Below are 13484 nucleotides of genomic sequence, written 5' to 3'. Positions count from 1 at the left end.
TTTATTTGCGTTTGAAACATTAACTTTTGCCCGCTTATCCGACTCCGGTACGAGCGTAAGTTTTCCGGACGGTTTGATAATGAGGTCGCCCAGAATATCCTCAAATTTTTTCTTGCCCATCAGCTTTTGCATTTCCGTTAAACCGATAAGACTAGTTTTGAAAATGTCGGTAAAGCCATGAGCTTTCGCTTTCTCAATAACAGCTGACTCGTCCTTAAACTTGCGAACTGATCTGCCTTCCACGAGTTTGAAACCGCTCCACTCTTTGCCGTGGTTAATAGCGGAATATGTGGCGTAAGCTAAAACATCATCAGCCCACTTTGTTAACTGTGGGATAAGCGTGAGTACTTCTTCAATCTCACTATCTGTTAAAACAGATGGCGGTTTGAACTCAAGTTCTGCGAGTTTAAGGTTTTCTTCCGCACGTTTACGGCACGTGGCTTTTGCTCTGCAAAACCTGCACCAGTCTCCGGCTTCAAATTCGCCTTTGCCTTTGTTAGCAAGCTCTGCTTTAGGTTTAAGCACTTTTTCAGCCCAAGAGATAAGATCCGTGACAGGTAGCGTGAAAGTGGATACGTTGTCACGTCTTGGCTGAAAAATACTCATCTCAACGTTTTGTATCTCGTACAAGCTGTCAAAAAGCGTTAAAGCCCCGAGTGCGTAGCATTTCATCTGAGGATTCTCGTAAGCGTCCACCAGTACGCCTTGACCGTACTTAAAGTCGATAACCTGCAGCGTTTTTTCGCCTACAATAATGCAGTCCGCTGTTCCAAACCCGTCCGGCACGTAAGCTGAAAAATCAACTTTTTGCTCGATGAGAAGTATAGGATCTTGGCAGTTAAGTTTTGCCTGCTCGTATTTTTCTATTACGAAATCCACGTAAGCATCCGAGCATTCCTGCATCTCGTTTGAGTCATACTCTGTTGACGGTTTTTCGCACGGACGGTTAAGAAGCTTATTCAGCTTGTACTCACACCACGCGTGTGCCGCCGTTCCTTCCTCGGCTGCCATAGAAGTAGTGTTTTCAAACTTTTCTTCTAAAACAGCGCTAGGAGTACACTTAATCCACCTGTGAGCAGAAGATGGGGAAAGTAAAGCATGCTTAGTCACCTTTAATTCCCTCCGCTTCATGCAATAGGCTCGCATACTCGCTTTCAGGAATATCCGAGAGCTTTTGCGCACCGTGCTTAACGATGAGTTTTTTAACCTCAGCTGTCTTTCCCAGCTGGCTAAGTTTTGCTAAAACTGCTCGCACCTGTTCAAGACTTACCTTTTTAGTTTCAGGTACTTGTTTTGGTGACGTCTTATGTGTTGTTTCACCCGTGATCTCTTTTAGGTGACCAATCAGTGATTCAAGATCGCCAATTATCTTTTTTACCGTGTTTTCGTTCATTCTTATTCACCTTTCTTGTTTTGAACCACAACTTCATCGATTCTGTTACTTGGAATAAAGACCATGATGTCTTCTTTCTTTCCGAGGAAGAATCGGATGATTTTTTCTCTCAGCCCGATAGGTTTACAACTTGCAAGCCCATCTTCTTTAGGCTTTTTTGAAACACTTACGACAAGTTTTTGTTTCATGTGCCGCCTCCTTTCTAAAAGGACTTTGTGCCCTTCTATGGGGTAGCCTTGGGAAAGGTGATAATCTGACGGTTTTTCTAAAAAAGTTTTCAAAAATAAAAAAAGCCCGAGGATTGCTCCAATGTAGGAACAAGCCTCGGGCTTTACATGTTTCAAACTGTTTTACAAGAGTTCGTTTACTCGTTTTTGTACTGCATTATAATCGTATCCTGCTTGAGTTAGACGCTGTTTTCGTGTGTTGCCGTTACCCCAAGTGCCTCGGATTACTTCACGGGCAAGCTCATCAACTGACTTTCTATAGGCTTTAACACCAAGAAGTTCATTAACTTTATTTTGCACGCTCGTATAATCGTATCCGGCAGAAGTTAAACGGTTTTTACGCTCATTTCCGTTACCCCAATCGCCGTTAATAACTTCTCTTGCCACTTCATCAATGCTTGATGTTTGAGGAGCAGTGTGAGAGCCACCGTTTTGATACCCGTTTAGGCCAGCGTTTTTTATCACGCTTGGATAATCCACGTAAGCATAATCCATGTCAACTCTGCCGGCTATACCGTTAACACTGCCGCTTGACGAGTATTGCCAAAGACCATATGAGCCTTGATAGCTACAGTGCGTGTTCCACTGTGCGATCCACAAAGCGTAACGGTCTCTAACGTGAGCGGACACAAGGTTATTAGCTACTGAAAGCGAAGTGTAAAAACCTGCATAATATCCGCAAGCTTCCAGATTGTTACAAAAACTTGTAATCAAAGAATCACAGAAATCCCGTCCACGGTTAAGCTGGCTTTTTTCTTCCAAATCAAAGTAAACAGGATACTCAAAACTCTTACCTGAAAGTATGTTCACGCAGCTTTGAGCTTCCTCAGTCGCTTCAGAACCGGAGTTTGCGTACGAATACCAGTAAGCTCCAACATCAAGACCGGCTGTTTTTGCTTTACGATAGTTTTCCTCAAACCACTTGTCTTTGTGTCCGATACCGTATCCTGCTCGAATGATCACAAACTCAACGCCGGATGCTTTCACCGCGTTGAAATCAATGTCACCCTGCCATACTGATACGTCTATTCCTTTTTTACTCATGAGTATTGTCCTTTCTGTCTTTGTCGTGTAATTGTTCTAAAACGTTTTTTAATTTCTCAGGCACGGGAAGCCCCAGGTGAGCCGCGTTTTCGATAAGTGAAAGTCCTTCGTTAGATAGGTAGAAGAAAATTACCGCGGTTCTAATCACGCTTCCTTGCTTAATAACCTGAAAATCTATAATGTTTGCTATGCCAACAAGCATAAAAATGAGCACCTTTCTAAAGATGCCCTTAAAACCCACGCTGCTTGAGAGCTTTTTATCAACTGCCGCACACATCACGCCTGTGATGTAATCAGTTACCACAAATAAAAGAAGTGCGAGGATTAAACCATCGCACCCACCTAAAAAGTATCCCAGCCAGCCGCCTACTACTGTGAAAGCCAACTGTAGTGTATTCCAAAATTCTTTCATTCTACCGCCTCCTTAATAAGATCAGTTACATCTTCTACCTGCATAAATGTAATAATTACCGGTATTTCGTTTGAAGGTTTATCCCCATAACAGTAAATCCGCCAATCACTGCCAATTGCTATCGTTAATTTGAGAATCCCGTTAATATCTCCCACACCATAAAACCTCGTATACGGTAGGCTTTCATAGTCGATTTTTATATAAGCTGCTGTTTTCTGTTCCTGCGCATTGTTGGAGTAGCGTTCTTTATGTGGCTTGTAATATTTTTCGTTAAAAAAGCCATACACGTAACCATCCTGTATTCTTTGCCAAGAATCAGGTCTAATAACCCATTTGAACTGCTTAGGGAGCTTAGGCATTTCCTGATGTATCAACAGCTTTGTTACGAAATCCACGTATTCACGATTAACGATTTCTTTTCCTCTGGTGTCCGGTATATAGTTTGGTGTTTGAACAGTCGGTTTTCCCGTAAAAGCAGGACTGTCCAGTGTGGCAAATTTTCCTTTCAGTTTTTCTATCAGCCTAAGTAAACCTTCTTTGCCTAAAAACTTATCTGCCATAAGCTTCACCTACACAAACAGTGCATCGATTTCTTCATTGCTGATACTTTTAACATCTTCTTTTTTCACATAGTCGCTTAAATCAACTGATGTTGTACCGATTTTTTCAAACCTGTCGTTTACATAAATGTACTCATCATACGCATCGTTTTCGCCCTTGTTATCGCTTATAAGATAGATTGTTGCCTTATCACCTGTCTGAGGCAGGCTATCAACCACCTTAAAATCAATTGATTGAATGTTGCCGACAAGATGCTTTACCTCTTCAGTAAGGTCTGTCTTTTTCACATAATTCGCTGCGTCTTCCAGCTGTTCTACTTTTGTCGGTAATGTGTTTGTTTTCGCATACGCGTCAATGCCTTGAAGGTTTTCTACGTTTGTCACGATGTCGGTTTTCTTCGCGTATTCTGACGCATCTGTCAGGTTTTCAACCTTGGTTGGTACTGAAGATACTTGTGCATAGTTTGCCGCATCGCTTAAATCCGTGACTTTCTTCGGCACGGTTTCCAAGGCTTTTGTCAGCTCTTCTTTTTTCACAAAGCTTTCCTTGATTTTCTTCCAAACATATAAAAGTCCGTTGTTGTCTAAAAATTTGGTTTGCATAATAATTTCCTTCCTTATTTAAGTAGTTCTTCGAGTTCGATATTGCTGATAGAGCAAAGTCCCAGCTCTAAAAGCGTTTTATTGCCTATAAGCTTTACTTGGTTAATTTTCGGCAGGTTAGTAAGCCTGTTGTAATCTGTTGTTTCTTCGCCTGTTACTTTTATGATGCTTTCAAAAGATGCACTCATATCTGTATTGTGTTTAAAACTTGCCTGTAGTTCTGCCATTAAATCTCACCGTCCTTTACTATTTCTTCAGCTGTTGTTCGTATCAGATTTGAAGCGATAGCCGTGTTGTCGGGAAACTTGGCTCTGATTTGAATCGTGACAATACCGTCTTGAAACAAAAGTGTTTCTTTCTGCGTGAGATTGACTGTTACAAGCGTCTTTTTAACATTCACATCCTCTAAGCTTTTTTCTAAAACAACTTTTCCGTTTTGCTTATAGCTAACAAAAAGGACAGATGCGTTTTCTAAATCCACATCTGTCCTGAACACGTTTGTAGGTGTTGTTCCTCTATACATAAGGCTTTCCTCCTTATGGTTTTTCTTCTTTTTCTGCTTTAAGTTTTAGGATTTCCTCGTTTAGTTTTTCTAACTGTTCTTCGTAATACTTTGTGTTTTCCTCACTAAAAGCAACATGTTCCATCGTGTTTTCAGCTATCACCGCTGAGCGGATGTCAGCTAAAATTGATGCGATTATCCCTTCAACCATGTAGGTCGGGATAGGGATACTTTTTTGCAAAGACACTATCTCATCGCTTAACTTCGCTCTAAACTTTTGTGTAGCTATCGCATAGTTAATGGTCGGCTTTTCCATCTTCCACCTCCTTTTCTTCGATTAGAATATCCAGTTTGTGATTGATGTCTTCTATCATCTTTGCGTACTTGCTGTTGCTGATAAACTGTTCTATTTCCATACTCTCATCAACAGTTTTAGCGACTTTTATGTCACTGTTTTTAGTACCTTCGTTTATCACAACTTCGTTTGTGTGAATAATAAGTTCTGCCATATTCATCTCCTTAGCTGTAGAAAGTCAAGTCCATGAGGATACCGTTTTTAAATACCATGCGCCCGTTTTCACCCCATCTTCTTACTTTGCCGTACTCATCCACATCAAGCACCTGCACATAATGAATGGTTGCCGTAGTTCCAAAGCCTCCTTCCCACTGCGGGTTTATAACCTTGAAACCGTGGGCATAAAAGTTGCAGCCTAAATGCAAGCCGTACTCGTCATATATACTGCCTGAGCGTGAAAAACAAAGCATCGTATTATACGAATTAGAATAGGATGATTCTTTTTGTGCGAAAGCCATATACTTTCCTTCAGGAGAGAGGTCAAACACGAGCCCTTTATGAGAGTTGTCTTTATTCCACTGATTCGTTCCGATTTTTCCCACATAGTAGCCATCACGATAAAAATGGTTACCGTTTTGATCAAATACGGCACGCTTACTATCAGAATCAATCGACCCGTTGTAAAGACCTATTTGTCCTGCAGTGATTTGAACATAGTTGCTTGACTCGTTAAATCCAATCAGAAAACTGTTGTAGTTTTGCCGCATAAACGAACCGAACTCACCCTTTTTCACCATGGAGGTAATCGAGTCTTCAACAATAGAAACTTTAGATATAGCTCTGTCAGCTGTTTCTTTGGCCGCCTGAATGTCTTTATCGCTAACTCTAACCCAGTCAAACTCCAGGTAGCTGTCAAGACTCTCATTTGACGTATACCGCCAGAGTTTTCTCGTGTTATCCTGATATGGATCATGCTCTGACTCAGGATAGTTGCTGCCTGACAGTTCTATTATGTTTCCGGCATCGTTAGGTAAAACTGCTAGACTATCTTGAACTTCTTTCCTTGAACCACTTTTTCTTATCGCATCAATCTTAAAACCGTAATAATCATGGCTTGAGCCATCGCTTCTAAAATAAAGCCAGAACGTATTGTTTGGCACAAAGATTCTTTTATCTGCTATGTCCGCACCGCCGAGTTTCGGTAAAACATGAATCTTACCCTCAGACTCATAGAAAACTTCCACCCAATCATAGTTTGCACTTTCCGTACGGCAATTACTGTTAAACTTAATCTCTAAGCAGTCTCTTTTAACACGATACCTGTAGGCGTAGCCTGTTTGAGTGTCGAAGAAAAAATCTCCCACGTGATTTAACTTCTCACTTCTGCTTGTCCATGAGTTAGCCGGAGCATTAGAAGAGTAGGGAGTATACGTGCCGTAATAGTTACCGTTTTTCTGCTCCAGTTTTTGATTAACTGTTTCAACACTTGACTCAATCTTTCGATCAGTTACAGAAAACTTGGTGTTAACCTCGTTTATCGTATAGTAGCTTTTAAGTTTCTCATCACTATCAGAAATAGCTTCCTGTTTTGCGTTACTAATCTGCTTTTCCACCTGCGAAGTGTAAGAAACTGAAAGTTTCTCAGCATCAATCGAATGCCCGATAATTCTATCTCCGTAAACACGCCCGTCTAAAGTAATCGCCGTATTATAAGGTCCTGCAAAACCGTTATGGCTTCCGCCAATCCCGTTCATATTAACCTGTAATACTTTTGTAGCAGTATTCTTATCAGGCGTATCCATATAAAGGTCTCTTAGCCACCTGCCTGAATCATCATATTCTGTTACCTTGTAGCCGCCTGATGTGATGTTCATCTGTGCTTTAATATTGTTGATTTCACTTTGCACGCGCTCATTGTCTATTTTTCTTGTTGCAAGATTTTCTTCACGCAGGCTTTGCACAGAGTCATGCGAGCTTTGCACGTAGCTTCGTCTGGTTTGACTGCCCAGGACGATTTTCATCTCACCGGGTTTTTGCAATGGAATAGACTGTCTCATCACGGGAAATACACGGTCCATGCCAAAAGGCGATGCTATGCACCTTAATCTGTCTCCACACTCAATAGTTTCAAAATCAAGGTCAAACTCGGATAAGTCAACCGCGCTTAAGTTAAGCTCTGTCTGTTCGAACTGATTATCTTTAAGCCAAAGAGAGGCTTTACGTAACAGGTTTTCAGGAACACTCACATCATCCCATCTAACGACTTTACAAACCCAGCCAAACGCGCTCTTTGCCTGAGTGGAAACAAGATAATTTTTCCCGTTATTAACGCTTGTAATATCAGTGTATTTTTTAAGAACCTCGTTTTTGCTGTTTTCACTTTCCAGTTCTTTACCTAAAGGGATAAGTGCTGTAGTAACATCTTCTGCCGATAAGTTTTCAGTATAATCAAGCAGGTTCAAACCGAACTCAACCGGTTGCTTCGCCATTTTACCCATTTCTTCCAAGCGAAGATAATCAAGGTACAGCCCGTCTTTTTCTCGTCTTAGCTTTAAGTATCCGCCCAGCTTATCTACCATTTTTCCCATAATTGCTTCAAGCGTGGTTTCAAAATTGGTGAACCTGTACAGGGAATTATTGGGATCTGTCACGCTGACTTTTCCGATATGAATCTTCTTCCTATCATCCACCTGCTCGTTATGAATGTTTAGGAATTTTTCCAACAGTTGGTAAGGTGTGTGATCATGATATTCTTTCTGCGGCTGAATACTGTCTGCCAGATACGTTAAAAGACCTGCGCATACTACTTTCTTGTTTTGGTTTAAGTCTTTCTCCTGTTCTCTTACCTCTCCGGTAAAAATTTCTTTCTCACCGCGATACACGCTCACCACTGATTTTCTGTTCAAAAACTTCTCATAGCAGGGATTTTCTTTCGGACACGTAAACACCAGCGTGCCTGCAGTGTTAAGCTCCACGTTAAGCGTCGCGTCAAGAAGAACATTCTTAGTGTCGCCCGGATAATACAAGGCTGTTTCATCAAGAGTTATTCTGTACAATTTATAACCACCCCCTTAGGTAGGAAATATCAAGCGTGCCTGTGCCTTGAAACGTAAGCGTCATATCATCTCCGCGTGTCCTAAGTTCAGGGAAACGAGATACGCCTTGTTTTAGACTGTAGGTTTTTCCTTTAAAATCAACGCTTAGCGTGTTTAGTGTTTTATTAGTAAATTCAGGTATAAGCGTCATATCAAAATCACGGGTAAGCCTGATTTCTTTTTTGTCTTTAACCTGCACGTTTTTTAACGTGTACACGCCAGTTGTTTCCATGTCTAAAACACTGTGTTTATAAGGGTTTAGCCTGTAGTTAAGCGTAATCGTTTCATAGTTTTTATCAGATTTAAAATCACTTACCCACACTCGACCCTGATAGTAAAAGGAAGATTCACTGTCCAATACAAGGGTTGTTTTAAGCCCGTGAACATCACGTTTAAGCCTCTCGTAAGCTTTCTGCCACACGACTTTATCTGCGACAATAAACTCAAAACTGCCTTCGCGCATCTCGTATAAAACTTCACCTGCTAAACTTTCTGTAAGATCAAAACTTCCCAATCTTCCGGGTACTTCCAGATAGCTAAACCTTGGGGATGGTAGATTAACATGTGGCTTAAGTGTTGGAACTAAGCCTAAATCCTTAAAACTATGCAACCCGTTTATTGTCATGCCATACACTTTTACCACCCCCTTGTTTTTCTTGTTTGAAGCTTGAAAAGCTCACTATCCATCTTGTGTGCAATACCTCCCACAAGCTCGCCTGAATCAAGCACAATACTCTGGTTGGAAAACTGTGGGAAATACGAGTCCATAATCGCTAGAATCTGGTTCATAACACTAAGCATTTGCGTGTTTGCTCCCGCACTCATATTCTGCAAAGTATCAAGCCCCATAATCACCTCAGGGCCTTTTTCGCCACCGCCAAGCAAATGCCCGTTTTTCTCACCGAAGATAGTAGCCCCGTTTAACAGCATCGGCTTATCCATTGCCTTCTTATACCAGTCGATAGCAAGATACGGTACAGACGGTGGTGCGAGTGAGAAGTGTCCTTTAATACTAAAATGAGGCAGTTTAATATGAGGAAGACTAAGTCTAATACCTGCAAAAAAGCCTGTTATAGCGTCAACTACTGCTTTAACCTTGTTTTTCGCCGCTTCAATCGGAGTGATGATAGCGTTTTTAATACCGTTCCAAATTGATACGGCCGTGTTTTTAATACCGTTAAAAACGTTGCCTACAACGCCTGCTACCGCGTTAAACACTGTAGAAACCGTATTTTTAACCGTGTTCACCACGTTTGTTATAACACTGCAAATTCCATTCCATATCGTTTCAGCCACCGATTTTATACTGTTAAAAACAGAGGTTACAACACTTAAAATCGCATTGAACACGCTCGTAAACACGCTGCTTATAGTGTTTAGCACGCTTGTTATAAACGACATAATCGTGTTCATAACACTTGTTATTACACTGTTTATGGCTTCAAGCACGCTACTTACCGTGGTTTTAATCGCATCCCATGCGCCTATAATCACGTCTTTACAGTTTTCCCAGATAAACCTAAACGGTAGTGTGATAAGCGAAAAATAGCCTTTGATAAGCTCTACGATAAACATGAGAGCTACCGTGAGCACGTTTTTAATCGTATCCCACACGCCGGTAAAAACCTGAACTAAGCCTTGCCACACGTTTTGGAAAAACTCCGAGATGTTTTGCCAAATACTGCTCACGCTCTGGCAAACACCCTGCCACAGGTTTTTAAACCATTCGCTTATAGCACCCCAGTTTTTAATAATCGCAATAATCGCCACAACCGCGGCAATAATCGCTGCAATAATACCGATAATAGGAAGAAGTGAAACGTTTAACGCACCAAACCCTACAGCCGCCGTTCCTGCTGCTGTCCCTGCCGCCGCTGTTCCTGCCGCACTTGCTCCTCCTGCCACACCTACCGCAGTAGTGGCTGTGGCTGTGCCTCCAAGAAGTCCGATTAACCCTCCCAGAGCAGAAGTTATTGTTCCAACAGCACTAATAATTTTCCCGATCACAATGAGCACAGGACCGACTGTTTCAGCAATAAGCGTGATTTTTACTATCGCATCCTTCATTCCCGGAGACAGCCCGTTCCAGGCTTCGCTTAAAGATTTCATACAGGAAGCGAACTTTTCAAGCATAGGCTGTAAAACCGTTGCAAGAGAACTGCCAAGATCTGCTCCCACGATTTTCAGACTATTCATTGAAGTCTTAAACTTATCTATCGGATCAAGCGTTTCGTTAAACGTTTTCTCCACGCTACCGGCATTATCTTTAAGGGAAGTACCAAGCTCAGCAAAAGACAGCGAACCGTTTTTACACGCCTGATAAATAGCCGCGCCTGCACGCTTACCAAACAGCTCATAAGCTACTTTTAAACCTTCAGTGTCGCTTTTCGCATTCACCATACTGTTTTGAATATCTTCTAAAGCCTGTTTCATAGGCGTGCCTTTAGCAGTAGCAGCAGCCAATGCTTTAGTAAGAGCAGTCATAACCTGTGACGTGTCAGCACCCGACATTTCAACATTACCTAAGAAATTAGCAGCATCCGATGCATTAAACCCGAGCTGCTGTAAGGAGGCACTGTTAGTAACCATGGTTTTAGCAAGCGTATCCATGCTGACACCGGTACGCTGACCGACTGCGTTCATCGTATCAAGTAAAGCCCCGGCATCCTGTGCTTTAAGCCCAAAAGCAGCCACAACTTTCTGCGTGTTATCAACAGCCGTGGAAACATCCATGTTGTTAATTTGAGCAAATTTAATAAACCTGCCTGACAGGTCTTCAAGGCTTTTACCTGTTAAACCGAATCTTGTGTTCACCTCGCCGATAGCAGCACCTGCGGTTTGAAAATCAGTAGGAATACTGGTAGCAAGATTTTTCATACTATCTTGCATACCCTCAAGTGCTTTTCCTGTTGCGCCTGTTTTAGTAACAATTGTGTCCATACCGGCATCAACTTCGTTAAACGCGGCTAACGATGCGGCTCCAAGCCCCACAATTGGTGCGGTAACATGCGTGGATAAGCTTGTGCCGACTTGGGCTGTTTTCTCACCGACACTTTTAATTTTATCCCCGGTTTCTTTCATAGAAACTGCTAACGCTGATGGGACTTTCTTGGCCTGCTGTTCTAAATTTTTAAGATTCTGCTCGGTTTCAATAATCTCACGCTGCAGTGCATCATACTTGTCTTTACCGAGATCCCCGTTTTCAAGCTGTACTTTAGCCTGCTTATCCGCCTGTTTTAAAGCGTTAAGTTTCTCGGAAGTGTTTGCTATTTCCTGCTGCAACAACTGCTGTTTTTGTGCTAAAAGTTTAGCGTTGGACGGATCGAGTTTTAACAGCCTGTTTACGTCACGAAGCTGAGCTTGCGTGGATCTGATAGTCGTATTCACGTCTTTTAACGCCTTATCCAAGCCTGTCGTATCTCCACCGATTTCAACGGTAATACCTTTAATCCTGTTTGCCATAACTTCACCTCCTTTTACTCTTAATTTAGGAATAAAAAAATCAGATATTTTAACGCCTTGCATAAGAATGCTTGGTTCTCGTCTAGAACCTGTCGAATTCTGCCTGGCTTGCGAGCTTGTCGTATTTCACGTTATCGTTTGCTTTCTCCGTCCACATGTCTAAAATCATGCCGATAGTTAAAAGATCCAGTTCACAAATACTTATCCCAATCTCTGTGCATCTAAGAAGAAATAACGCGGTCGTCATTTCTCTTGTAGTTGACGTAACTTTTTTTTAGATTGAACCTGTGTTTGTAAATTAGCACCCCAAAGCTCCAAAATTTCAGGCAGCACCTCGTAGATAGAAAACATTTCAAACTCATCGAGCCATTTTTCAATCGTTTCAGGAATCGTGTTATCCGCATGGTAGGCCATGATGTAGGCTACGTTTTCAAAAATCTCCAGATCATCAATCTCAAACCCGGTGCTTTTACTCTTATACGATTTTTCGAGTTTAGAAAGATCCTGAAAAATATCACGCTTGAATTTGATGCGATACAGTCTTGGAATAGTGGCAGAGGAGCGAAACTTCACGTCTTTGCCACCGATTTTTACTGTTTTTTCAATCATGTTCACCACTCCTTTTACTTAGGTTTAACCTCTGTCGTGTTTTGAGGAACGTACACGCTCTTATACCAGTTAGCGTAAGTTTCATCAGATGTCGTATCTCCGCTACGGGATTTCACAAGCCCATCTTCTCTAGGATCAGCCGTGAGCGAGAGTGTTTCAGTACCTGGTTCTATCGTGTCTTCCTTGGTTTCCGAAGCGATAGAAGGTCTGGAAGCCGAGCAGTTATAAAGCACGTGGCGGATTGCTTTAACATCACCGTCAAACTCAAAAAGGAGTGCGAACTTTTCTGCTTCACCGGTAGTTGCTTTTTCTACCAGCACACCGTTTTTATCAAGTTTTTCTTTTAATATTTCTGTTCTAAACCATTCAGGTATAAGAGCCATTTCCAAGTCGCCACTGTAACCGTTGTTCGCAGTCGACCTGAAGTAGACAATCCCGTCAGCGTAAAACGGTGAGGATTCACCTTCCGCATCAAGGCTTATGCTCACAGCTCCCGGAATAGGTTTAGGCGCATCATAGTTAAAACTTCCGCCTGCGTCTTTTTTAAGTTTTGCCGCGTACACGTTTTTAAGATTGTATTTAACCTTGTTTCCCATTTTCTGTTACCTCCATTTCAAAAATGTAGAGTGTTTCATAAAGCTTTTCCGACTCTATGAACGTCTCTGTTTTGTTATAAAAAATGCCGTGTCTATCAAGCACGGCTTCAACTTGTTCTTCCAGCACGGGGTTCTTATAATCTGTGTATAGTTCAATATGAACTTCGTTTGCTTTAAAATACGCTTTCCCGTCTGCCGCGAAATTACTGCTTACAGGCGTAAGAAACACAAGAAACGGTGGGGAAGGTGATTCTCCTTCAGCAAAATGATGGTAAGCAAAAGGAAAACCTATCTCTTGCATAATGTTTAAAAGTTTAGTCATGTTCTATCGCCTCCCTTATTTTTTCTTCGAAACTTTTAACCGCTTTTTCTTCCGCAAGCTTAATGTGTGCTCTTGCTTCCACACGTCCTCCGCCTCGTTTAGCGTGACCGTACTCTAACAAGTGTGTAAGCTGATACTTGTTTTTTGAGTGAACTACCAGTGTGAGAGCGTTTTCTGATTCTTTAACAGTTTTAACCGCCCAACTTTTCGCATACTTACCCGTGTGTTTCGGAGCAGTGTTTTCTATATCTTCTTTAACGGTTTTACTCACATTTTTAACTGCTTCTTTTACTTTCTCACTCGTAGTATCCGCGTAAGTTTTAAGCTCTTTTATTATCCTGTTTGAAAGATTATCTACTCCTGT

General features: G+C 41.7%; 18 protein-coding genes. All 18 read right to left on the bottom strand.

Annotation, left to right across the window (positions count from 1 at the left end):
• The coding region (locus P0108_RS06835) for a DUF2800 domain-containing protein (RefSeq protein ID WP_473730905.1) at nt 1-1110 on the bottom strand (1110 nt) is incomplete at its 3' end.
• Entirely contained in the window at nt 1103-1393 is a 291-nt protein-coding gene (locus P0108_RS06830) for a hypothetical protein (protein WP_473730904.1), read from the bottom strand. The genes P0108_RS06830 and P0108_RS06835, both read right to left, overlap by 8 nt.
• A gap of 2 nt (nt 1394-1395) precedes the next feature.
• Nucleotides 1396-1581, bottom strand: a complete 186-nt coding sequence (locus P0108_RS06825) for a hypothetical protein (RefSeq protein WP_020757758.1) — start codon at nt 1579-1581, stop codon at nt 1396-1398.
• 162 nt (nt 1582-1743) lie between these two features.
• The gene (locus tag P0108_RS06820; protein WP_473730903.1) at nt 1744-2664 is read right to left on the bottom strand and encodes a GH25 family lysozyme; all 921 of its coding nucleotides are present in this window, start codon (nt 2662-2664) and stop codon (nt 1744-1746) included.
• Nucleotides 2657-3076, bottom strand: a complete 420-nt coding sequence (locus P0108_RS06815; protein WP_103013457.1) for a phage holin family protein — start codon at nt 3074-3076, stop codon at nt 2657-2659. The genes P0108_RS06820 and P0108_RS06815 overlap by 8 nt, the downstream gene beginning before the upstream one ends.
• On the bottom strand, nt 3073-3636 hold the full coding sequence (locus tag P0108_RS06810; protein WP_285085371.1) for a hypothetical protein: 564 nt from the start codon (nt 3634-3636) through the stop codon (nt 3073-3075). Before P0108_RS06810 ends, P0108_RS06815 begins: the two co-directional genes overlap by 4 nt.
• A 9-nt stretch (nt 3637-3645) precedes the next feature.
• Nucleotides 3646-4239, bottom strand: a complete 594-nt coding sequence (locus P0108_RS06805; RefSeq protein WP_473730902.1) for a hypothetical protein — start codon at nt 4237-4239, stop codon at nt 3646-3648.
• 14 nt (nt 4240-4253) lie between these two features.
• On the bottom strand, nt 4254-4466 hold the full coding sequence (locus tag P0108_RS06800; RefSeq protein WP_020757763.1) for a hypothetical protein: 213 nt from the start codon (nt 4464-4466) through the stop codon (nt 4254-4256).
• The gene (locus tag P0108_RS06795; protein WP_473730901.1) at nt 4466-4762 is read right to left on the bottom strand and encodes a hypothetical protein; all 297 of its coding nucleotides are present in this window, start codon (nt 4760-4762) and stop codon (nt 4466-4468) included. The genes P0108_RS06800 and P0108_RS06795 overlap by 1 nt, the downstream gene beginning before the upstream one ends.
• Before the next feature lie 13 nt (nt 4763-4775).
• The gene (locus P0108_RS06790; protein ID WP_020757765.1) at nt 4776-5057 is read right to left on the bottom strand and encodes a hypothetical protein; all 282 of its coding nucleotides are present in this window, start codon (nt 5055-5057) and stop codon (nt 4776-4778) included.
• Complete coding sequence (locus P0108_RS06785) at nt 5038-5250, bottom strand: hypothetical protein (RefSeq protein WP_285085375.1); 213 nt, start codon at nt 5248-5250, stop codon at nt 5038-5040. Before P0108_RS06785 ends, P0108_RS06790 begins: the two co-directional genes overlap by 20 nt.
• A 10-nt stretch (nt 5251-5260) precedes the next feature.
• Nucleotides 5261-8092 carry a phage tail protein gene (locus tag P0108_RS06780; protein ID WP_473730900.1) on the bottom strand — a complete coding sequence of 944 codons (2832 nt, stop codon included), beginning with the start codon at nt 8090-8092 and terminating at the stop codon, nt 5261-5263.
• A gap of 1 nt (nt 8093) precedes the next feature.
• Nucleotides 8094-8756 (bottom strand): hypothetical protein, encoded by a 663-nt coding sequence (locus P0108_RS06775; protein ID WP_473730899.1) that lies wholly within the window; start codon nt 8754-8756, stop codon nt 8094-8096.
• A gap of 11 nt (nt 8757-8767) precedes the next feature.
• On the bottom strand, nt 8768-11593 hold the full coding sequence (locus tag P0108_RS06770; protein ID WP_473730898.1) for a phage tail tape measure protein: 2826 nt from the start codon (nt 11591-11593) through the stop codon (nt 8768-8770).
• Between the two features lie 243 nt (nt 11594-11836).
• Entirely contained in the window at nt 11837-12202 is a 366-nt protein-coding gene (locus P0108_RS06765) for a hypothetical protein (protein ID WP_020757771.1), read from the bottom strand.
• Nucleotides 12203-12216: 14 nt separating this feature from the next.
• A complete protein-coding gene (locus tag P0108_RS06760) occupies nt 12217-12798 on the bottom strand; it encodes a major tail protein (protein ID WP_020757772.1) in 582 nt (193 codons plus the stop codon).
• On the bottom strand, nt 12782-13120 hold the full coding sequence (locus P0108_RS06755) for a hypothetical protein (protein ID WP_473730897.1): 339 nt from the start codon (nt 13118-13120) through the stop codon (nt 12782-12784). The genes P0108_RS06760 and P0108_RS06755 overlap by 17 nt, the downstream gene beginning before the upstream one ends.
• Nucleotides 13113-13484, bottom strand: a 372-nt coding sequence (locus P0108_RS06750) for an HK97 gp10 family phage protein (protein WP_473730896.1), incomplete at its 5' end; no start/stop codon positions are given. The genes P0108_RS06755 and P0108_RS06750, both read right to left, overlap by 8 nt.

The sequence above is a fragment of the Gardnerella sp. c10Ua_244 genome (genome assembly GCF_055818055.1).
This window is presented reverse-complemented; position numbering and strand designations above follow the sequence as displayed.